A 22,120-nucleotide genomic window follows, 5' to 3' on the forward strand; every position below is an offset into this window, starting at 1 on the left:
AGCGACCGAGGTTGCCGTGTCGGCGGACGAGTCCCGACACCCGGGGTGCCAAACGCTCACACAAGACGAGTGCCCACTCGCGACAAGCGCGAGGTGGAGGGTGATCCGGAGTGAGGTGACACAGAACTCCGCCTAGTTTTCGGGTTCCGCGTCGGGTGAATCGTCCGGCTCCTCCGGCTCGTCAGATGTGCTTCCGGAGGTGGCATGGTCGACGGGAGGCGAGTCGATGTCGCCCATCAGCTTCTGGAGGTAACCGGGCGGCACGTCGACGCCCCCCATCACCTTCTGGAGGTAACCGGGCGGCACGTCGACGCCCCCCATCACCTTCTGGAGATAACCGGGCGGCACGTCGACGCCCCCCATCACCTTCTGGAGATAACCGGGCGGCACGTCGACGCCCCCCATCACCTTCTCGTATCGGGTCATGGCGCTATCAGCTCGCTCCCACGCGCGGCGCTGTGGATCGTCAGCAGCGGCGTCGATTGCATCGATTGCCAACGCCGTCACTTCGTTCTGACCGTTGACATCGATGCGGCCGACAATGACAAGCGGCTTCGATTCCTCAGCTACATCCCCTGACGTGCTCGTGACCTCGATGGTGGCCTCGACGACGCAGTCGAATCGTGCGGTCCAGGCGTTGGCAGCTCGCCGCGCGGCCTCCGTGAATCGAACTGAGTCAGCCGCCCGAACGCAGGAAGTGATCCACGCAGACAACGTGTCCAATGGAAGGGCGCCCGCGCGCGGATCGACCGGAGCGCCGAACAGCGCCAGCATCAGTTGTCGGTCCAGTTCGCTCCGCTCAACAGCCGCCCACAACTCATCACGCTCTGCATCGGGGAGCGGCGCGTACTTCGCAAGCAGATGCTCCTCAAGCCGGCGCAGCCCACGCGCGTAGAACACTCGATCCGTCAGGCCCTTACTAGCCAGATCCGGGGTCAACTGCGAGTGCCAGGCAAGCGGATAATCCGATACGTCCCGGGAATCCCTATTCTCGCTTTTACCGCCGAAATCGGAGTAATTGTCGCTGACGAACCACACGTCACAAGCAGGGTGGTTTTCGGCAACTGCCAGCACGGTAAGCCAGATCAGGGTGTCGCGATACCCATCTTTCAGGTGTTCCTCTTTGCCGTTGCCGGCAGTGCCATACGGTGCCCGTCGTTCGGATGCCCTACGTGCAATATCCAGGTGGTCGATGGTCGCCGGCAGGGGAGCGATCTCGATCCCCAGCTCTTCCATCCTGCATCGGAGCGAACTGTCGTAGCGGTCAGAACGTTCGGCGGCTGCATCAAGTACTGCCTGAAACTCCGCACTCTTGCCGAGGCGGCTGATCCACCGGGAGTGCTGCTCCAGCCGTGTGATGTCGGGCTTCCAGTTTCGTCGCACAACGTTCACCGTTTCCATGACCGCGACTTCGGGCACCATGAAGCGGAGCCCCCAGTCGGTGGTGTGGACGTGAAGTTGATTCCATTCGTCAGAATCCAGGAACGGACTGTGCGCCAGGATGTTCGTGTCGAGGATGACGATCGATGTGCTCACATCGGATGATCCTGCCTGACGTGCGCTGAGTTACCTCGCGCTCCGGGCCGAATCTCGAGACGGTCCGCAAACCAGCGCCGTGCAGGATGGGAAAGGCTCGCTCGACCGAACCGATCAACGAACGAGGTCACGACCTCTTCGAGTTCGTGACCTCGTTCCTTGCAGTTCGTGGAACTGCTCCCACCGGACACCGGGACATGTCATCGTCCCAGATCACAGCACCTTTCCACCGGACAACACAGTGCCCCCGCCCCATCGATCGGAGCGGGGGCACTTCCATGCCAGCGCTACAGCGGGACATGTCGTTTATGCAGGTCATCGGCAGTCAACATGGATCGACAGATACACCCGGCCCTCGTCGTCGGCCGAGTTCCATTCGGCCGGGGCAGCGGCCGCGGCCGCGATGTCGAGCTGATCGGCCTCGGACCAGTCCACGGGCCGCGCCACGTCGGCGAACTGATCGGTGGTGTCGATCTCGACGCCGGCCAGGTTCTGCTCGGTGTTCTCCACGGTCACGATCGGTGAACCGTGGCGGGCCCGGATCGTCCAGCCGTGCGGGGCCGTGATGTCGACGGCCAGATCCTCGCCGCGGCCGGTGCAGCGCGCGGCGACGTCCTCGGGCCTGGGGGTGGTGATCGCGGTGGCCGAATGCCCCTGCCCCCAACCGATGACGATGCTGCCCAGGTCGGTGCTGTCGGGAGTGACGATCGCGCCGCTGAACGAGGTGGACACGGCCGCCGCGTCGCGTGGCCCGCCGCCGCACGCGGTCACGGCAAGTCCGCATGCGGCCGCGACGGTGGCGAGCACCGCGCGGTGGTGCAGGTGGATGAAGGGCATGTGCGGGTGGTCCTTTCGCTGGTGGGGCGGCGCGGCGGCGCGGGCGGTCACTTGAATACGTCGACGTACCAGCGGCCGTCGATCTTCGCGGTGGTGACGGTCTGGGTGCCGCGCTCGACCGGGACACCTGGCCGCATCACCGACAGGTCCACGAGGAACACCCCGTCGGACAGCTCGACGGTGCGCACGCAGTAGTTCGTGCCCTGCGGGAGCTTGTCGATGAAGGTCTGCAACTCCGGGGCCGCCTTGACCGACGAGGTCGGGGTGGCCAGGGCGCGCGCGGCCACCGCATCACGTCGGTTGTAGTACGCGTAGTTGAACGCCGCGATCACACCCGGGCCGCTGCGCTGATCACCGCGCTCGGCGCGGCACTCGACCGATTCCTCCGGTTCGGCGGCCTCGGTCTCGGCGGTGGTCGGCTCCGGCAGGTTCAGGGTGGGCAGGCCGTTCTCGTCGGTCGGCCCGAACGCGACGTCGGCCGCTTCCGCCGGTGAGGCCGGGGCGGGGTCGGTGTCGTCTCCGGTGATCTGCGCGACGGCGAGCACCCCGACCAGCACGGCGGCCGCAGCCGCAGCCACGACGGCGGTGGTGCGTGAAGGCCGCCACCGGCCACCACCGTCGCCGCGCGGCGACGCCGCCGGCCCCGGCGCCGGGGCGGTCAGGGTCAACGACGTCGCCGAGGACGCCGTCTCGCGGGGAACCGGGATTCCGGCTCCCCACGAGACGGTGGTGGGTGCGCTGTCGAGAAGGTCGATCACCGCGGGGTGGCGGGTGCTGGCCCGCCGAATGTTCGGCTTCCTCATGACGCTGCCCACTTTCCGAATCAGGCGCCGAACTGGGCGACTGCGTCGCCGACGGCGGTGGTGATGAGGTTGCCCGACAGGCCCGGGGTGGCGGTGGTGAAGAACGCCTCGAGCCCCTGGTCGATCTGCTCGACGATCTGCTCGCCTCCCGGCTGCGCCGCGACGAAGTCGCGGACACCGGTGTCGATCGCCGGGGCGGTCTCGGTGGCGAACGCCTGGACCGAGTCGACGACGACCTGCCCGACCGGGTCCTGCGACCACTGCTCGAACGTCGTCTCGACCTGCTCGCCGACCGCATCGTGCTCGACGTCGGGCACCTCGGCTTCGATCGGCGTGGCGTCCTCACCGGCGCCGTAGGCGGTGCCGACCGCGAAACCGGCGACTCCACCTAGACCGGCACCGAGAACGCCACCGACCGCGCAGCCGGCCGCCGCACCACCGGCCGCACCGGCCGCGGTCGCCGCGACACCGCTGGTGACCGGGGCGACACCCGGAATCGGCACCGGGACCATCGTTCCGGCCAGCGCGCCACCGATACCGGTGACCGTGCCGACGACCAGGCTGGTCGGGACGGCGAGCGCGGCGCAGCCTGCGGCCGCTCCCGCACCGGCACCGAGCGCGGTGCCGGCGACCTGAGCCGAGGCGATGCGTTCGGCCTCGGTGGTCTCCAGGCCCACCGACCGCCATGCGTCGGTGACCTGCGCCTCGATCACCGCGGTGCTGTTGTTGGTGCGCTCGGCGTCCTGGTCGCTGACCCAGTTCGGCTGATCGAACACCACACGGCCCATGCGCATCTTGTCCTTCGGGGCCTCGATCGGCCGCGTCGGGTCGAGCACCTGCGTCGGGGCGTGGAGCCGGCTCCAGTCCACCGGCATGACCTCGACCGTGGTGGTGTCGATCGAGTTGTCGTAGCCGCTGTACCCGCCACCGCTGTATCCGCTGTATCCGCCGCCGGAGTAGTCGGTGGAGTAGTCGACGGTCGTGACACCGCCGCCGGTGTTCGGGTCGTAGGCCCGGGTTCCCTGGTTGTACGCCACCGGCGGCGCAACCCAGAAACTGTCGTCGGACTTCGGGCCCGACGTCGACGGAGCCGGTTCGGGAGCCGGGGTCTGCGTGGCCGTGGTGCCGCCGGTCTGCGCCTCGCTGGTCACACCCTCCTGGGTAGTGCCGCCGGTCACGCCGCCCTGGATCGGATCGGCGAGCGCGGGACCGGCCACGATCGTGGAGACCCCGAACGCTGCGGTCGCCACGGCCAGGGCGGTCGCGGTGGCCTTCGGGCTGCGGCGGCGGTGCCGGCCCGCGGCGCGGCGGGCTGCACGGTTTCCGGTGTGGATGTCGATGCTCATCGTGTGCCTCTCGGTGTCTGCGGTTCGACCTGCACGAGGTCGGAACGTGAAGAAGGGGTGTTCGTAGGGGGAAGGCAGGCCCACCGCGCTGGTGGGGCAACGGATCAGCCAGCAGCACCACTGCCGATCCGGGCGACGACGGTCGCGGCCAGCATCGTCAACGCGTCGCGGGTCTCGCCGCGCAACTGGCTCAGCACGATCCGCTCCCCCGAGGCGAACAGCGGCTCGAACGGCATCCGGCACACCGGCACCCCCAACGCCGCGAACGCCTCGACCGCCTCGGTCTCGACCATCGGCGCATCCCCCGGACCGTCGGTGATCACCACAACCGTCCGGGGCAGCACATCGGGGCGGACCGCCGAGATCGCGGCGAGAGTGCGCTGCGCGGCCACCGCGGCGTCCCGGCGCAGCGGCACCGGGACGACGACCGCGTGCGCGGCGGTGATCGCCCACCGCCAGCCCCCGCAGTGGCTGGAGTTGCCGGTATCGGCGAGCAGCAGATCGTAATGACGTTCGAGGATCGAGCCCAACACCGCGGCGTCCTCGAAGCTCAACGGCGCAGCCGCGCCGGACGCTCCGGCAACAACGTACGAACCGGACGGCTGGCGGGTCAGGTAGCGGGCCAGAGTCGAGGCCCGCACCTGGTGAGCGGACGCGCCGAGATCGGCGAGCAGCGACGCCACGTCCTGCCCGGCTGCCGGCGGGATCGCGACGCGATCGGCGAAGCTACCGCCGATCTCCCCGAGATCCATGCACGTGGCCGTGGCCGGTCCGCGGTACTCGCCCAGCGTCTCGGCCAGGCTGATCGCCATCGGGGTTTTCCCGACCCCGCCCTTGACGTTGGCGAAGGCGACAACCGCGCCCTCGGGCACCGGTTGAGCGATCGTCGTCTGCGCCTCGCGCAGACGCATCTCGCGCGAATCCGTCTTCGGTGCGAGCTTGAGTCCGAGCATCGCGTTGATCCGACCCCGCACCCCACCGCGCGCGGGCTCGCTCGCGGCGGGGTTCGCGCGCGGCGCGGACAGTGCCGGCGGCGCGCCGAGCGAGGCGGTGATCGGCTCTACCGGCCGGGTGGGCATCGGGATGGGTGCGGGCATCCGAACGGGCTCACCGGGCGTCCGGAGCGATCCGGCGATCGGCCCGGTGGCCGGCTCTACCGGCCGGGCCATCGGGATGGGTGCGGGCGTTCGGATGGGCTCAGGAGACGACGGGACGGGCGCCGTGGGCTGCTCGTAGGCGATCGGCTCCGCAGCGACCACCACCGGCCCGACCGGCGCCGGGGAGACAGGCTCCGCGGCAACCGATACGGGCTCGGGGGCAACGACCGGGATGGGCACGCTGGGAGCGCTCTCGGTGAGCTTCCCATCGGGGCCGACCGTCAGGAACCGAGTGTCTTTCCCCGTCCGGTAGATCACCTCGACGGCAGCCTGCTGCTCGACCGCGATGGTGCGCACGAACTCGTGCACGACAGCGGCCAGAGCCTTGTGCTCGGTCGCTGCCAACTCCATCGGCGGCACATCGGCGCCGGGCAGCATCGCGCGCGCGGTGGTCGCGGACGTCGCCTCGATTTCGACGGTCGGCGTCATCGTTAGTTGATCCCGCCGAAGGCACCGGCGCCGGCCAGTGCGGTGTCCATGTCCTCGACCACGGCCTCGGTCTGCTCCAGATCGGCCAGTGCCTTCTCGCGGGCCTTGCCTTCGGGCAGCGCTTCGATGACCGCGCGGCGCTTGGCCGAGGCATCGCGGATCTCGGCGAGCCGTTCGCGGGTCAGTTCCTGCTTCTCGTCGAGCTTCGGCAGCCACGCCGGGACCGAGGACTTGAAGTATTCGCGCAGCGCGGCGATCACCGGATCGTTGGCTCCCTTGGCGACGAACGGGCCGCGCAGCGCGACGACGTCCTCGGCGGTGGGGGTGATCGACTGGGAAATACGACGGGACATGGTTTTCCTTTCGGTGGTGACTACTTGTGTGGATCAGGGGTGGTGAAACATCGGATCGGTGGCTCCCGGAGCGGGCTCGCTGCCGCGGTGGTTCGAGGTGGTCATGCAGGCGCTCCTACGAGGTCGGGTTCGGGCAGGACGACGACGCCGGTCGCGTCGAAGGTGATGCGGGTTTTCACGCGGCCGGTGCCGACTGTCAGGACGGTCTCGATAACCTCGCCCTTCTTGCCGCGCCGGACGTCGACCGAGTCGACGGCGACCGGCACGAGTTCGCCGTCCTCGTTGTCGATCAGCACGGTCTGCCCGGCCACCACACTCGATGCCGGGACGACGTCGGCGAAGTCGTCGTCGACCGCAGGTTCCGGGTCGGGTTCGGGGGCGCTCTTGGTCATCGACACCGCGCCCTCGTCGGTGCGGGTCGCGCCGACGACGATCGGTTCGGGGGCGCTGCCGTGGCGGCGGGCCCGCTTGGCCAGGGCGCGTTCGGATTCGATGAACTCGGCCAGCTCGGGCGAGTAGCAGACGAACTGCGGTGCCTCGGCCGGCACGAGCCCGTCGATGATCGACTTCTCACCGGCCGAAAGCTGGTTCCACTTGTTCGGATGACGGTCGACGTTCGGGGTCCACCACATCTGCGCATCGACCGGGTTTCCGTCATCGCCGAGCGCGATACCGCGGCCTTTGACCGAGGTGTCGACCTCACGGCTGACGGTGGAGTCGCCCCACATCATCAGCGCGCCGTCCTGGGACAGGTTGCCGAGGCTGATGCGGGTGCCGAAGTTGTCGCGCGCGTTGCCGGAGGCTCCACCGAACAGGGACGCGTCCGGGCGCTGCACGCCGAGCAACAACCGGATCCCGGCCGAGCGGGCGAGCACCGCGAGATCGGCCCACGCGCCGAGCGGGTCGAGTTCCTTGAGTAGCGCGCGGGTCTCGTCGTCGCCGGTCTTGGCCAGACGCTGCCACTTGCCGGAGAGGATGAAGAATTCGTCGAGCACCGCGATCATCAGCGGCAGCTGCGAGCCTTCGATCTTCATCTGATGGATGTAGGCGTTGCGGGCCATCATCTCGGTGTGCAGGGCGCGCACGAACATCGCTGCGCGCAGTGCGTCGTAGATGATCGCCCCGCACCCCGGGTAGCCCTCGAGTCCGTCGAGTTCGATCATCTTCGGATCGACGCCGACGAACGGGATGCCGCGGCGCGCGGCTTCGGTGAGCAGCGTGCGGATCACCGAGGTCTTACCGCCACCGGTGGGGCCGACGATCAGGCAGTGCGGTTTGTTGGAGCTGGTCGAGACATCCCAGTACATGATCCGGTCGGCCGCACCGGTCGCATAGGGAAGGTGACGCAGGTTCTCGTCGACCAGCGCGAGCGGATGATCGACACGCTCGGGCATCGCGGTCACCAGACGCATCACGAGGTAGCCCTTGTCCGGATACCAGTCGGTGGTCCAGTTGCGGCCCGATTCGTGCGGACCGGCAAGTGAGGCGAGAGCTTCGTCGACCTTCATCTGGAAGCCGGGCGATCCGGCGTTCATCGACTTGTCGAAGCCGACGCGGTAGCCGGTTTCGATGCCGTCCTCGTCGATGGTCTCCACACTCACGTTCGGGTTCTTGAAGATCGAGGCATCATCGAGCGCGTCCTGGAGGACCTTGTGGCGCTCGCTGCGGGTGTCCGGGGCGATCGGTTCGCGGGTGACGACGATGCGGTCGCGGCGCGCATCGTGGCGAACCTTGATCTCCGACGCTGCACTGCCGCCGAAAGCGGATTCGATCGCGCGGGACAGTTCCTCGAACTGCTTGGGCCGGATGACCGTGCCGCGGGGCAGCTTGATGGTTGCGCGGCGGATGGCGCGCCACCCGGAGGGGAACGTGACGGTGACTTTCGTGGGCAGGTGCCCGGTGGATTGGCGGACCATCGATTCGAGCATGCGCGACCACTTGCGGGTGCGGTGGCGAGAGACATCGACGGCGACCAGCGGGACCGCTGCGACGGCCAGGGGCCAGCTGTAGTCGTGCAGCTGTGTCAGCGCATCGACGACCGTTTCGTTGCCCGCAGCCGCCGACGCGATTCGGGGGGCGTAGAAGCCGACGGCCGCAGCCCCGCAGACGATCGGCGAGAACGGGAAGAAACGCGTGACGCGCGTCGGCTGGCCGTCTGCGCCGACCTGCATGCCGCGCGCGGCTCCTTGTGTGCCACGCGTGGGGCCTTGATCGCCGAACGTGTCGCGCCACGTAGCGACCAACCAGTCCTTGAGTGGGTCTGGACTTCCGCTCACTGCCTGTGCCTTTCGCTCGTGTCGACGTCCCTGACAACGCCGTCCGGGAGGCGTCTGCGAGCACAGTTGCAGAAAGTGGCGTTTTCCCCCAACGGGGTACCCCCCTCCTCGGCGCACCCATCGGCATGTCATCGGGCGAGGTTGTCCACCGATAGGCAGTGTCGGGTTGGCGTGTCTATCAACGTGTTCGGTGAGCGCTCGCACGAGTGTCGGTTTCATGGCTCGCGCGGACGGTCGATCTTGCGGTTTTTCCGTGGTCGTTGCAGCGCTCGCTGCACCGCTCCGTCGACCGCTTGTACCGCGCGTTTCGACTCGCTGTTTCGAGCGCTCTTCCGGGCGGTGCGGTCAGCTGGTGTGCTGCGCTCATTCGACTCGCTGTTTCGAGCGCGTGGACGTGGCGGCGCGACCGCTCTGTCGAGCGCATGGGCGTGGCGGCGCGACCGCTCTGTCGAGCGGTGGTCGGAGCGCTCCAGGACGCGATCGGATGATCGGTCGGCGAGCGCTCGCGTCAGCGGTGGGCCGAGCGCTACGGATAGCGTCCGACATGGGCGGTTGCGAATAGCGTTGGCGCCCTGCGGAATTCTGGATTACACTCCCCCCGAGGAACGAGGGGGGAGTGACCCCGGAGGGGTGGGCGTGTGAGGCGCTTTTTCGAGCGCTCGAATCCACCGCCGAAATCCAGCGCCTGTTTCAGCGCTCAACTCCCGCGCTCGTTTCACCGCTCATTCGAGCGTGTTCCCCGCGCACCATCTCGCCGACACTCACCGCGCGCTCCGCGGGCCTGCCACAGCTCCGCCACCGGAAGCCTCTTCGGTACCGCCGCCGATACCGTGCGCATCGGCCGCTCGACACCCGCCTCCGTCGGTCTCTATGCGAGCACATAGCCGCTATGGGATGTAGGGGGCATATGAGCACCCATAACTGATACGCCCCATAGGGTCTGATCGACACTGCCCACAGGTCCTTTCACAGGTTCTTCGTCGCTGCTCGGGTTGCGGTTGCGAATCACGTGCGCGCGCATATCCCTTCCGGACCGCGTAGCGGGTTCTTCACACGGGAGACCACACCACGGTCAGACATCGCTGAAAAAAGTCTCTCGGCACCCGCATGCCCCGCCGACCTCGACCGATGGCTGTTCTCGGGTGCAGGGACCCCGTTGGGGCGAAACGCGGATTCGTCTTACGGTCACGCGCATCCACTTTCGGGTGCACCGACCGAACTCAGCGATGGAGTGCTCATGTCCCTTACGCCCACACTCGCCGACCTGGCAATCGCCGCGGCTTCGAACGTCGATGTCCTCGCTCAGACGACGGAGGTCTCCACCGGCGGCCTGCGCGCGTGGATTCAAGACAACGTCATCCTCGTGATCCTCCTCGGGATCGCGTGTGTCGTTCTGGTGGGCGGTTTCCGCGGAAACCTCTCGCGGGTGTTCACCGTCGGCGGTCTGTCCCTCATCGGGATGGCGTACCTGGGCATCGCGAGTAGCGAGAACGCCGCAGCCGGTATCGGCAACTGGATTCTGAGCCTGTTCGGCGTCTACGTCTGACCCGTCCCGCGGACCGACCGACGATCGAAAGGCAGCGAACTGTGATCGACAACGACGATCTGCTGTACCGGGTCGACCGGCACTATCTCGGACCGACCGGGCTCACCTTTCCGGTCCGAATCAGATACGCCGCACTCGGCTTGGGTTTCGCACTATTCCTGACCTTGTTCATCATCGGCCGCGCCATCGTGCACGTGCCCCTGAGCTTCATGTCCTTCGCCATCATGATCGCGATCACCTACGTGATCACCGCGAAGGTCACCAAGTACGTCAACGCCGACCGCCCCCTTCGATCGGTCTTCCAAGCCGCGTGGAACGACCTCACTGCTCCGCGCCCGCCCCGCCGCGGTCAGACCGTCGCGGTGCGCATTCCTGCCGCTCTGCGCGCCCCTCGTAGCGCACAGGGCGGATCGCCGAACGAAGGGAAGTCCTTCTGATGACTTTGCAGCCCGACAACGACATTGCTGCGCTGTTCGATCCGAACTTCGACGAGCCCGAGCCCGCCGTCGTTCCCCCCGGCGCGCTTCCGCCGTCGTGGGCGGCCGCGATGGCGGCCAGTCGAGCGACCACCGCGCCGACGGCACCGCCGACCGCTCCGCCGCGAGAGTTGGCGTGGTCGCGAGTTCCGGACAGCGCAATGGCAGCGGTGCCGGTCGCGCCGCCGGCGGCCGCCCCGATCGCGCAGCCGGAGCGTGCAGGCAAGGACAAGCGCGGCCGGACGAAGCGTGGGAAGGACAACGCCGACACGGAGTTCACCCGCCAGGAGAAGGCCGCGAAGCAGCGCGTCGATCGTGAGCGCAAGGCGGTGCGCCTGAAGCTGGTCGGGGTCGAAGGCAATGTCACCCGCACCCGCACCCAGTCCACCGCGTGGTTCGTTCAGCCGCCGGGGCCGTGGAACATGCGCCCGGTCGGCAGGCAGCGCCGCTACATCCAGAACGAGGGCCTGGTCGTGGCGAACCTCGCCGAATCCGGCGTCACCGGGCTGCACCGCCGGCTGGTGCGCACCCCGTGGCCGGTGCGCCAGTGGGCCCAAGCTCACGACGCGTGGGCCGAGCCGATCCCCGACGTCCCGGGCGCGTTGTCGTGGGCGGACTATCTGCGCGGTCAGCAGCACGCGATGCTGTGGGGCAACCCCACGCAGAAGGGCCGCTACTGGGGCGTCGAGCTGCCGCCGCGCTCGGCGCTTGCGCGCAGCCTCGATACGGTCGGTGACTGGTTGCTTCCGGTCGTGCAGACCCCCGGGCTCGGTGCGGTTGCCCGGCTGGTGCGCCGGTGGGCGCGTGAGGCGTTCTTGAACGAGCAGAAGGCGATCGCCGATCACCTGGCCACGATCGAGCGGCACCTGTCCGGTCAGGGCGTGCGCGCCAGGCCCGCCACCGCGGCGCAGATGGACTACCTGTTGCTGCGGTCGGCATCGCTGGGGCTGCCGCTCGACGCCGAGGGCGTGATCTCCGGCGGCGGCGATTGGGAGCAGTCCGATGTCGCGGCGCTCGAAGACCTCGCCAACTTGGAGCTGACGCCCGGCGACGGCTACACCACGGTGCGCGGTCAGGTCGGCGGCCGGGACTACACCGGCTACGCGATCGTGCTCACGGTTGGGCGCATGGCGCCGCTGCCGATCCCGGAGCGGATGCTGCCGTGGCAGGTCATCGGTGATCCGTCCGGGGAGCCGTTGGAATGGTCCGAGCGCATCGTGCTCAAGACCAAGAGCCAGACCGTCTACAGCCTGCGCCGGTTGACCTCGAAGATCGAGGCGCAGTTCGACCACTACACCGTCGAGCACGACCAGGTCCCGCCGCAGGAACTCGCCGAGCAGCACGCGCTCGCCCAGCGCGTGATCTCCGACATCGAGGAAGACCACTCAGGCCTGTCGGTGCGCACCGAAGGCTGGTACCGGGTGGTCGTCGTCGGTTCCTCGCCCGAGGAGGCGAAGGAAAAGGTCTCGATGCTCCAGGAGATGTACGCCCCGCGCATCCGCCTGGAACAGGAGCACGGCCAGTACCAGCTGCTACGCGAATTCATCCCCGGTGAGCCGCTCGCCAACATCGCGCACCGCCGCCGGATGAACGTCGAGGCCCTCTCCGCCGGCATGGCCGCGGTCGGCGACCGGATCGGCGACCGCACCGGCGTCGTGATCGGGCAGACCGCCTCGATCGCACCACGCCCGGCAGTGTGGGACCTGTTCGCCGCGCACGAGAAGAAGCACAAGTCCGGTCTGACCCCGATCGTGGCGGTGCCCGGATCGGGCAAGACGTTCCTGGCCGGCATGCTCGTCTACCAGGCCGTCCGCGCCGGCGCCTACGGCGTGGTGCTCGACCCGTCCGGACCGCTCAAGAAGCTCGCCCAGCTCCCCGAGTTCCGGGGCGTCGCCGAAGTGCAAGCACTGACCGGACGCACCTCGCGGCCCGGTTCGCTCAACCCGTACCGGGTGATCGTCGATCCGCGCCGCGACGATCCGGAGTACGACCCGACCCACATCGACTACGCCGAGGATGCCGATCCGGTCACTGCGGCGCAGGCACAGTACGAGGCGGATGTGCGCGCCGCCGAAGCCGAGCGGATCTCGGTGGCGGTCTCGGTCCTGAAGATGATGCTCACGCCCTCGCGACTCGACCACGAGTGGACCGAAACGGTGCTTCAGACCGCAGCGAACATGGTCGGCGGCGGTCGGCACCACAACCTACGCGAAGTCCTCGACGCCATCGCCGCGATCGGCGATACCGACGCGAACATGGATCTGCGCTCGTGCGCCAAGAGTGTGCACCAGGACCTGGCGATGATGGCCAACCTCGCCGAGGCCCGCGTCCTGTTCCCCGAGTCGGGTGCCGGCCCGGAGACCGAGGACATCGACCGCACGGTGCGCCTGACTGTGCTGACCATGCCCGGTCTGCAACTGCCCCCGGAGGGCACCGACCCGTCGCAGTGGACCCCGCAGCAGCGGATGGCCGGCCCGTTGATGCACATGGCCGCGTGGATGGCGAACCGTCTCGTCTACGAGCTGCCGCGCTACGAGCGCAAGGTGCTGTTCCTCGACGAGAACAAGTACCTCGAGCAAACCGGCGCCGGCCGCACCCTGAACCTGCGCATCGCCCGCGACAGCCGCAAGTACAAGGTGCGCGCGCTGGTGTGCTCGCAGCTGCCCGACGACTACCTCGGCGTCGACGGCACCGACGACAAGTCGGCGCTGACCTACGAGGTGATCATCGGTGACCTCGGCGGCAACGCCCACGCGATCGAAGGCGCCCTGAAGTTGCTGAACCTGCCGACCGGCGAGGGCTACGAATCGCTGCTGGCCGATCTCGGCGGCGGCGGCGAGGACACCCTCGACGAGGACACCGACACCGAGCACCTGGACCAGGCCCGCCGGTTCATCGTGAAGATGGCCGACGACATCGAGCTGATCCGCTCGGACTGGACGCACTTCGTGCACCTGGCGCACGTGTTCGAGGCACTGGACTCGCGGGCGACCCGCGCCGCAGTGGACGGTGCCGCATGAGCCCGCAGCGGCCCCTGGCCGCGCGCGAGTGCCGTTCCCTCGTCCCGCGCCGTTTCGGGTGGCGTACGGGCCGTGTGGGGCGTGTTCTGGCCGTGCTGATGCTGACCGCGGTCTCGTGGATCGTTCTCGGTGGCGGTGTCGCCGCGGCCGGCGGGTTCGACTGCAAGGAAGTCCCGACCCCGGAGTTCCCGAACGAGGTCCTCGAGACCACCTTCGACTCGTCCAGCGCCGACCGGCCCGCACGCGAAGGCGGCGGCGGTACCGGCTACGAGACCTACGGCTGGGCGGGCCTGAAGTGGCACACCTACGACCTCGGCTGCGGTGACGACCTGGTCCGCGCGCCGGACGCCGTCGGTGACACCACGATGGGCAATGCCTTCCTCACGATCGGGAAGTCGATGGCGGCCGCGGCGTTCTGGCTCGACGACCAGACCAAAACCGGGCAGCAAGCCCAGGACGCGGGCGTCACGCCCGCACTGGAACAGTTCGACCGGATCGTCTACTCGATCACCGAGGGCATGCGCGCGGTCTACTGGCAGTGGCTGGGGATCAGCCTGACCGTCGTGGCCGCGATCGTTCTGTGGAAGGCGATGAAGGCCGATACCGCCGGGGTCACGAGAACCTCGGCGGTCGCCGCGGCCGGCCTCGCCCTCGGGGCGTTGATGGTCGGTGCGCCGCAGAAGGCGGTCCAGGTCGCCGACGAGACGTTCGGCTCGGTGATCACCGAAACCCAGGACCAGATCCTCTCCGTACGATTCGGAGACGGACCGGGAGAGGGGGGCTCCCTGGCGGGCGGCGGGCCCACCGATCCCCGAAACGTGCTGATCGACAAGATCTTCCTTCCGGACTGGCGTAAAGGCTGGTTCGGCACCAACTACGACGCGACTGACCAAGCCGGGCTCGGACCGAAACTGCGCGATTCCCTGGCCTTCACCTACGCCGAGCAGCACGAGGTCAAGGACGACCCGAAGGCGCAGCAGCAGCTCGCCGAAGCGAAGGCCGACAAGTTCCGCGAGATCGTCTCGGACCTCGAAGACGACTACCAGCTCTCCTACTACCAGTTCCAGGGCAAAGACTCCGGCCGCACGTCCACCGGCTTCATGGGCATGCTCAAACTGGCCCTGCCCTCGACCCTGTGGATCGGCGCATCCCTGCTGAAGCTGGTGGCACTGCTCGCCATCCGGGTCGCGATCCTCTTCTCGCCGCTCTGGGTTCCGATCGCCATCGCTGCCGCCGGATGGCTGGCCCGCATCCTGCGCATGCTCGGCACCGCCTACATGTGGGGCGTGATCGGAGCGGTCATCGTCGCCCTCTACCTGATGGTGCTGGTCCAGCTGTACGTCGACTCCAACGGCGAGGTCGACGGGACCTGGCGGCTGTGGTTCATGGTGCTGCTGACCGTCGCGTGCTGGGCGATCCTGCGGCCGTTCAAGCGGATCACCCAAACGTTCTCGCAGAACAGCGCGAGCATGGTCAACCGCAAGGCCCGCGGCGCGAAGCAGGCCATCAAGCGCACGGCGTTCGCCGCCGCAAGCGCGGCAGCCGGTGTACCGGGTGGCCACCGGATCGCGGAAATGGCGGCGGACCGCTGGGAACGGCGCACCAAGGGCGACGACGGCGACGCAGACCGATCCGGAGGCGGCGATCGGCTCACCACCAGGCCCGAGGGACGCACACTCAGCAACCGTCGGCAGCAGGAAATCACCAAGTCGAGGGTGGAGGCCCGCAAGGCACGCCTGGGCCTCGACGGCCATCTCGGTGGCCGGCCCGACGCCGCGGCCGAGCGGGAGGCACGGATCGCGGGGATCGCCGCGGTGGCCGGCCAGGATCTGGCCCGCGGCAAGGGCACGGTGGACGACAAGGACGCCGACCGCGCCGCGAAATCCGGTGCCGCGGCCTGGAGGCGGCTCGACAAGGACGAGGCCGAGAGCATCGTCCAGGACCGCCGCGCCCGCAAGGAACTGCTGACCGCCAGCGTCTCCCAGCGGTGGGACGGCGGTGACCGCTCGGCGATCGCGCCGATGAAGGTCTACACACCTTCGCGAGGTCAGCAGCCGACCGGCCGTGCCACGGCCCTGTCCGACCGCTCGTCGGTGAAGCCGATGCGCGGCGCCGCGGTCTGGACCGCCGCAGCCGCGGACGGCCCGACAGCCAGGGACCGGTACCTCTGATGTCTCAGTCCGGACCCAACCCTGTTCTCGCACCGATTCGGCGGTGGGTGCTCTATTCCCGCACCAACCTGGTGATCGCGGTGGTCGGTGCCGCGGCGGTGCTGTTCGCGATCGGTGCGGTGGTCGGCCAAGACCCGCAGCCGCGGGCTGCGGCCGGCAGCGCCGACGCGGTCGGTACCTCGGTCGAACCGGCCGCCGCGGCCGAGACGATCAGCTACGAGCTCGACGAAGTGAGCGAGTCCCTCGTGGTCGCCAAGACGGCGACCTGGGCTGCGTCCAGTGCGCCGGCCACCGCGATGGCCTACGCGCACGCATTCGTCGACACGACGCTGCCGGATGCGAAGTGGATCCGTGCGATCGGCCGCTACACCACGGCCAAGCCGGGGAACATCACCGTGGCGGCGCGGCCGCGGACTCCGGTGATCATCCTCGGGCCGACGATCAGCACGCTCGTCGATGGGGCCGGCGGGACGCAGCACGCACGAGTGACGGTGCCGACACAGGCCGGGAACATGCATATTCCGGTCGTGGTCGAGGAGTTGTCAGGCGGAAAGAAGCGGTGGGTAGTTGACACTCCCCTGCCGACCCTCGATCTCTCCGAGGTGAGCAGGATCGCGCCGACGGCCACCCCGGGCACGACCACGTCCGCGCCCCGCCCGTCGGCAGAGTCGCCCACCACCGAGACCGAGACGGCCGCCCCGCGGCCGTCGTCGCCCTCGACCCAGGCGGCTGCTCCTGAGCCGACGTATGACCTTGACGAGCCGTCGAGTGAGTCCGGCGGCGGTGACGATCCGACGCCCGTTCCCGGTCCGATTCCGATCCCGGACCTCGACACCCCGATCCCGGGGCAACGGTGAGCATCGGTGGCGCCCGGAAGGCGCTGTTGCTCGCAGGTGCCGCGGCGATCGTCCTCGGCACGGCCGCCTGCGCGACGCGCGCACCGGTGATTCCCCGGGACCCGTGCCGCAACATTCCGACCGACACCGGCTCGTCGTCGATCCCGCGGGATCTGGGGCTGACCGTGTCCGGCCCGATCCGTCTGCCGGTCCGCCCCGGCACCACGACCTACACGTCGGGCTTCGGCGAACGGTGGGGTGCACAGCATCAGGGTGACGATCTGGCCGGTCCGGTCGGTATACCGATCCTCGCCGCACTCGACGGAATCGTCGTCGCCGCAGGGTCTTCGGGTGAACCGCCCGGGGTCGGGTTCGAGAACTGGGTGATCATCGACTCGAACGTCGACGGCACACCGGTCAGCACCGTCTACGGGCACATGTTCTCCGACGGTATCCACGTCAAGCCTGGTCAACGCGTCGCAGCAGGCGATCACATCGCCGACATCGGGAACGCCGGCAGCAGCACCGGTCCGCACTTGCACTTCGAGTATTGGCAGGGCGGCAGGTTGCAGGGCGGCACCGCGATCGACCCGGTGAGCGTGCTCCCCGAAATCGAGCAGCAGGGCAGTGCGGGGACACCGGTGTTCATCGACGTGAACCAGGGCAGCGGTGTGCAGCTGGTCTCCGCGTCTCGGTCGACGGCCGACTGCTCGGGGTTCGGTATGGCCGGTGGTGGGGAGCTGGCGTTCGGCATCGTGCCGGCCGAGTTCGAGCCGTGGCTTCGCCGCGCAGGCGGTGTGTGCCCGGAGATCGATTCCCCGCTGCTGGCCGCGCAGCTCCAGCAGGAGAACAACTTCCGGCACGGTCCGAACGCTCCGGTGTCACCGTCCGGTGCGCTGGGGCCGGCGCAGTTCATGCCCGGCACGTGGGGCACCTGGGGCAAGGACTACGACGGCGACGGGAAGGCCGACCCGAACTCGATCGGCGATGCGGTGATGTCGCAGGCACATTTCATGTGCGCGCTCTACCAGGATGTTTCGGGGATACCCGGCGATCGGGTCGCCCTGACCTTGGCTGCATACAACGCCGGTCCCGGCGCGGTGCAGCTGCATCGCGGCGTCCCGCCGTACGCGGAGACGCAGAACTACGTCGCGAAGATCACCGCAGCGCGGGCGACGTTCATCAATCCCAATTCTCGTGGCCGGTTCGTGCCGAACGCATCGGGTGACAGCAGCCAAGTCGTCATGGCCGCACGCGAATATCTCGGCACTCCGTATGTCTGGGGTGGCGGGGGCACCAGTGGCCCCTCCGGCGGCGGGTTCGACTGCTCCGGACTGACCTCGTTCGCCGTGCATGCGGCCAGCGCCGGCAAGGTCTCGCTGCCCCGCACATCGGAGCAGCAGTGGGGTGTCGGTGTCGAGATCCCGATCGATCAGGCCCGGCCCGGCGATCTCGTCTTCGGCAGTTGGGGGCCGAACGGGCCCGGCCATGTCGGGATCTACGCCGGAAACGGCCAGATGGTCCACGCTCCGACAACGGGCGACGTCGTCAAGGAAGCCCCGATTCAGAGCGGGATGAAGGCCCGCCGGGTGATGTAGGGGACATGTCATCGTCCCAGTTGAAAGGCCAGTTGCGCGGGTCGCATCGGGGGATCTCTCACCGCTGACTCCCGCGCGCCGTGGCGCAGAGACCGATCTCGGCACAACACCACGACAGGAGGAAGGCGATGTCGGAACAGCGGCGATCGGCGAGGTACCCATTCGGCCGAGAGGGGACGTGTCATTTACCGTGCTAGAAGCCTATTTCTGCTTGCAAGATGGAGAGTAATGTGAGGGCGCGAAAGCTCGTCGTCGTGGGACTGGTCGTCGCTGCTGTGGGGTTCCTGACCTACTCGTGTGTCTCGCGAACCGACGACACCGAGGACGTGGCGAGCCCGGCTGCCTCTACGACTGTCGCGGTGCCCACCACCACGGTGGCGCCGACCGACGTAGTCACCATCGAGCCGTCGGCGGTCTCCAGCGCCGCCGAGGAGGCAGCTCGACAGGGCCTGACGGTGGCCTTCACCTGGTACCCGGCGACCGACGCGACTCAGAACGACGCGTACGGGCGGGCACGCACCTGGCTGACCTCCACTCTGGCCGCTCGCATGATCGTCGATGCCAGCACCGAGCGGGGCCCGGGCGTGCAGTGGGGCCAGTGGGCACAGCAGGGAGCGAAGGTCATCGCCGATGTCAGCATCGAATGCTCCGGCTGCCCCGAGGACACCGACACCGTCGTCCACCGCGTGGCGACGATCAAGCAGACCGCAGTGGCCGGCAACACGACCGATACCGTCAAGCCTGACACCACGGTGTGGGTCACCATCGTCCGCGAGGGCGACCGGTGGCTCATCGACGACATTCGCTACTGATCCCGGAGGACCTTTGAACCGCAAGAGCCTTGCAGCCCTGATCACCGCGGCTCTCGCTGTCGGCCTGGCCGCGTGCAGCAGCGACGACTCCCCCGCTGCTGCCCCGCCCAGCACGCAAACCACCACCGCGGCCGTCTCGCCGTTCGGTGACGACAGCACCGATCTGCTGTTCGAGATCCACCAGAACAACGCGGCGGCGATCATCGAGACCGTGGAGCAGCGCGGAGGAACACCGGATCAGGCAATCGCGGCTCTTCTTGCTGGGGAAGCCGAGACCGGGTGGCGGTCGGGGCTGCCGATGGCCCCGCCGGCATCTGATATTCGGGACATCTACGGCTGGCGCTTCGCGTACAACATCGGCGCCGAGTCCACGGATGCGGTCAGGGCAGCGACAGAGACGTTCATGGACAACGCCACGAAGGTCGCGGTCGCCGCCGCCGACCCGGTGGCGTACGCCCTGGCAGTGCAGCAAGCGGATTCGCGCGGGTACGTCGAGTCGGAGCACTTCTACAAGAAGAGCGAGACCGCAGCTTCGGAGTATGCCGCGGCCCTTCCCGCCGCTCGGGCGGCCTATGTGGAGCTGCGGGGCGCACAGTAGGTGCGATCGACCTGGGACGTGTCATTTATGCAGGTGAAATGGGCGCGATCCCCCTCCAGCCCGACACGGTGGCGCCCATCACACCGAGCGAAACACTGGACGAATGAGGTTGCATGACCTGTTTTGCCTGAAGTATGTTTCAACTCATTCGGGGGAGATGTCTCTTCCGCGTGCGCGCCGGTCGGTGAGTGATTCCCGGCTGGAAGCAGAAGGCCCCACGAAAATCGTGCGGTCTGCTTCCAGCTACCCGGAATCGGAGGACGACATGCGAGACGCGAACGCCCAAAGCAGCCGGGGTCAGACTCGTCCGGTACGAGGACTACGCAGGTTCGCCGGCCGGGCGGTTACGAGCCCGCTCGTAGCTGGATCGCAGCTCGCTCTCAGGGATCTCAAGCGCCTCAGACAGCTTTGCTGCGGCATTGTCGGACAGCGAGATCACGCCGCGCTCGACGCTGCTGACGATCTGGGTGGCGACGCCCGCCTTCGCGCCGAGCTGAGGCTGCGTAAGCCCCAGAAGCACGCGCCAGTCGCCCGGATAGCGCTCCCCCTCCGGGACGTGCACAACATCGGCGATCTCGACGCCCAGCGCTTCGACGACCTTTGCGAGCAGATCGACCTGCGGCGAGGACTCACCCTGTTCCCAGCGACGAATCGTGTCCGCACCAACGCGTGCGACACGCGCGGTTTCCGTCTGGGAAAAGCCGGCATCGCGGCGGGCTTTACGCAGCGCTTCGGCGCTAAACCCACGCATTACTCGTCGGCTCACAGACCGGGTCCTCCTGGTGAAGTCGTCATCGCTAGACACTGTGCAGTCCTCTCGATACGATGCGCACATACAAGTGCGATTAAATAAGGTTGTATAGATGAGGGGTAATGGGTGGTGAGAATGAGTGTCGAAAACTGAACGGTCCCCCAGCTGTTAGCCGCAGCTGAGGGACCGTCGAGACAGCAAGTCGACTGTTAGCCGCAGTCGAACAAGCCAGAGACCAGCGGGTTAGCGGCCCGCGGTCTCGATTGCAGAAATGGAGACTGCAATGAACACGTTAGTTGGCGCTGGGCCCTTGCACCTAGCGACCGCCGGATCGAACCCAGTCCGGGTGGAGATCGACGACACTCGGCTTGCCGACGGACCTCATCGCGAGATCCTGCTCCGGCACCGCCCGAATCAGGACGGCACCGCCTGCTCAGGCTGCGGATTCGCATATACCGAGGTCTCCCCCCTGTGCCCTCACGTTGCCGACGCGCTGCGTGAGATGGCCGCGATCGATACCCGGCCCCAGAAGCAGAAGTCGTCGCTCGGCGGCTACTCGACCAGCAGACTCCGCGCAATGGCGCGCGAGCATTCCGGCCAGGGCCGGTGCCGGCGCTGCGGGTTCGTCTACTCCGGGCGAGTGCGTCTCTGCCCCACCGCGCGCCGAATCGCCGCTGAACTCGAATCCCGATCCAAAGCACCTATGACCCAGCCGTGCGCTGGCCAGGGGCTGTGTGCGGGCAAGGGGTCGGCATGGAACGTCACCGGACATGAGGCGGCACCGTGGAAGCGCGCTATGGCCGCGTGCTCGATCTGCCCGCTGCTCACGCAGTGTGAGAAAGAGCTGGAGAGCCGACTCACAGCTGGAGCGAAGATCAGCGAGCAGATCATCGCCGGCAGGCTGTTCACGGTCAGAGGCGCCGAGGTCACGGCCCAGAAGGTCGATGAGTTCGCAGATCATCGTGGTCGGCCGAAGAAGAAGCGGACTCGCCCGACCCGGCGCACCGCCGATCAGGCTCCGGCAGTTCCCGCAGTGGGACGCCAGCTCGCACTCTTCGAGGGGGCAGCCGCATGACGCTGAACTCGACACCTGGATCGATTGCAGTGGACCGTGAGGGCAGAGAGTGGGCAGTTCTCGCTATCGACAGCGCCCTGAAGGGCCGCCTCGTCAGTGGAACCGCAACGCCGGCCGTCATGGATCTGGTCGAGCTGGTCGACACATACGGCCCGCTGATCATGTCGCCCATCCGTCCCGCCGCCGATGGCGGGTTCACGACGATCGTCGACACCGTCGGCCTCGTCGCATCCGATCCGGAAACGGCCTCGATCGAGCAGATCGAACAGGTCGCCGCCTTCGCTAAGTCGATCGTCCTGCCACAAGGTCGACTGCGCGCATGACCAACTCCACACCTCGCATTTCTTGCATGCGTGCCTCCGCAATCGAAGGGGTTCCGCATGGTGTGATGTGGGGTGCTGAAGTGGGTCAAACACACAGGAGGTGCATCTATGCACGAGTGATCTGAGACGAGCTAACCATCAACTACACAGTGCAGTGATATAGCCCAAAAAAAGAGA

The 22,120-nt window shown here is 67.9% G+C and carries 18 protein-coding genes; 10 read left to right on the forward strand and 8 right to left on the reverse strand.

Annotated features, from left to right (window positions below; translation table 11 throughout):
- Positions 1-132: 132 nt before the first annotated feature.
- The 7 genes from RZ1_RS23495 to RZ1_RS23525 all read right to left on the reverse strand — a co-directional run bounded on the left by RZ1_RS23495 (position 133) and on the right by RZ1_RS23525 (position 8,737).
- On the reverse strand, positions 133-1,536 hold the full coding sequence (locus RZ1_RS23495) for a PIN domain-containing protein (protein ID WP_072814929.1): 1,404 nt from the start codon (positions 1,534-1,536) through the stop codon (positions 133-135).
- 315 nt (positions 1,537-1,851) lie between these two features.
- A complete protein-coding gene (locus RZ1_RS23500; protein WP_238072388.1) occupies positions 1,852-2,373 on the reverse strand; it encodes a hypothetical protein in 522 nt (173 codons plus the stop codon).
- Between the two features lie 47 nt (positions 2,374-2,420).
- Positions 2,421-3,176, reverse strand: a complete 756-nt coding sequence (locus RZ1_RS23505; RefSeq protein ID WP_174565233.1) for a DUF8176 domain-containing protein — start codon at positions 3,174-3,176, stop codon at positions 2,421-2,423.
- 20 nt (positions 3,177-3,196) lie between these two features.
- Positions 3,197-4,522 (reverse strand): hypothetical protein, encoded by a 1,326-nt coding sequence (locus RZ1_RS23510; protein ID WP_072814930.1) that lies wholly within the window; start codon positions 4,520-4,522, stop codon positions 3,197-3,199.
- A gap of 104 nt (positions 4,523-4,626) precedes the next feature.
- Positions 4,627-6,108, reverse strand: a complete 1,482-nt coding sequence (locus RZ1_RS23515; RefSeq protein WP_072814931.1) for a CpaE/TadZ family protein — start codon at positions 6,106-6,108, stop codon at positions 4,627-4,629.
- Between the two features lie 2 nt (positions 6,109-6,110).
- Complete coding sequence (locus tag RZ1_RS23520) at positions 6,111-6,461, reverse strand: hypothetical protein (protein ID WP_072814932.1); 351 nt, start codon at positions 6,459-6,461, stop codon at positions 6,111-6,113.
- Positions 6,462-6,562: 101 nt separating this feature from the next.
- The gene (locus tag RZ1_RS23525; RefSeq protein WP_072814933.1) at positions 6,563-8,737 is read right to left on the reverse strand and encodes a type IV secretory system conjugative DNA transfer family protein; all 2,175 of its coding nucleotides are present in this window, start codon (positions 8,735-8,737) and stop codon (positions 6,563-6,565) included.
- A gap of 1,237 nt (positions 8,738-9,974) precedes the next feature.
- On the opposite strand from RZ1_RS23525, the gene RZ1_RS23530 reads away from it, so the two are divergent.
- The 8 genes from RZ1_RS23530 (at position 9,975) to RZ1_RS23565 (ending at position 19,794) form a co-directional block, all read left to right on the forward strand.
- Positions 9,975-10,283 (forward strand): hypothetical protein, encoded by a 309-nt coding sequence (locus RZ1_RS23530; protein WP_072814985.1) that lies wholly within the window; start codon positions 9,975-9,977, stop codon positions 10,281-10,283.
- A 41-nt stretch (positions 10,284-10,324) separates the two neighbouring features.
- The gene (locus RZ1_RS23535) at positions 10,325-10,720 is read left to right on the forward strand and encodes a hypothetical protein (RefSeq protein ID WP_072814934.1); all 396 of its coding nucleotides are present in this window, start codon (positions 10,325-10,327) and stop codon (positions 10,718-10,720) included.
- A complete protein-coding gene (locus RZ1_RS23540) occupies positions 10,720-13,779 on the forward strand; it encodes an ATP-binding protein (RefSeq protein WP_072814935.1) in 3,060 nt (1,019 codons plus the stop codon). The genes RZ1_RS23535 and RZ1_RS23540 overlap by 1 nt, the downstream gene beginning before the upstream one ends.
- A complete protein-coding gene (locus RZ1_RS23545; protein ID WP_072814936.1) occupies positions 13,776-15,950 on the forward strand; it encodes a hypothetical protein in 2,175 nt (724 codons plus the stop codon). The genes RZ1_RS23540 and RZ1_RS23545 overlap by 4 nt, the downstream gene beginning before the upstream one ends.
- Positions 15,950-16,807, forward strand: coding sequence for a superantigen-like protein SSL4 (locus RZ1_RS23550; RefSeq protein WP_072814937.1), 858 nt, complete (start codon positions 15,950-15,952; stop codon positions 16,805-16,807). Before RZ1_RS23545 ends, RZ1_RS23550 begins: the two co-directional genes overlap by 1 nt.
- Positions 16,804-18,384 (forward strand): peptidoglycan DD-metalloendopeptidase family protein, encoded by a 1,581-nt coding sequence (locus RZ1_RS23555; protein ID WP_072814938.1) that lies wholly within the window; start codon positions 16,804-16,806, stop codon positions 18,382-18,384. The genes RZ1_RS23550 and RZ1_RS23555 overlap by 4 nt, the downstream gene beginning before the upstream one ends.
- Positions 18,385-18,614: 230 nt before the next feature.
- On the forward strand, positions 18,615-19,196 hold the full coding sequence (locus RZ1_RS23560; protein ID WP_238071637.1) for a hypothetical protein: 582 nt from the start codon (positions 18,615-18,617) through the stop codon (positions 19,194-19,196).
- 13 nt (positions 19,197-19,209) lie between these two features.
- The gene (locus tag RZ1_RS23565; protein ID WP_072814940.1) at positions 19,210-19,794 is read left to right on the forward strand and encodes a hypothetical protein; all 585 of its coding nucleotides are present in this window, start codon (positions 19,210-19,212) and stop codon (positions 19,792-19,794) included.
- Between the two features lie 319 nt (positions 19,795-20,113).
- On the opposite strand, the gene RZ1_RS23570 is transcribed toward RZ1_RS23565, so the two are convergent.
- Positions 20,114-20,545 carry a helix-turn-helix domain-containing protein gene (locus RZ1_RS23570; RefSeq protein ID WP_072814941.1) on the reverse strand — a complete coding sequence of 144 codons (432 nt, stop codon included), beginning with the start codon at positions 20,543-20,545 and terminating at the stop codon, positions 20,114-20,116.
- A gap of 283 nt (positions 20,546-20,828) precedes the next feature.
- On the opposite strand from RZ1_RS23570, the gene RZ1_RS30880 reads away from it, so the two are divergent.
- On the forward strand, positions 20,829-21,620 hold the full coding sequence (locus RZ1_RS30880) for a hypothetical protein (protein WP_174565234.1): 792 nt from the start codon (positions 20,829-20,831) through the stop codon (positions 21,618-21,620).
- Positions 21,617-21,943, forward strand: a complete 327-nt coding sequence (locus RZ1_RS23580) for a hypothetical protein (RefSeq protein ID WP_072814942.1) — start codon at positions 21,617-21,619, stop codon at positions 21,941-21,943. Before RZ1_RS30880 ends, RZ1_RS23580 begins: the two co-directional genes overlap by 4 nt.
- Positions 21,944-22,120: the final 177 nt, after the last annotated feature.

The sequence above is a fragment of the Rhodococcus zopfii NBRC 100606 = JCM 9919 genome (assembly GCF_001895025.1).
Classification (GTDB): domain Bacteria; phylum Actinomycetota; class Actinomycetes; order Mycobacteriales; family Mycobacteriaceae; genus Rhodococcus; species Rhodococcus zopfii.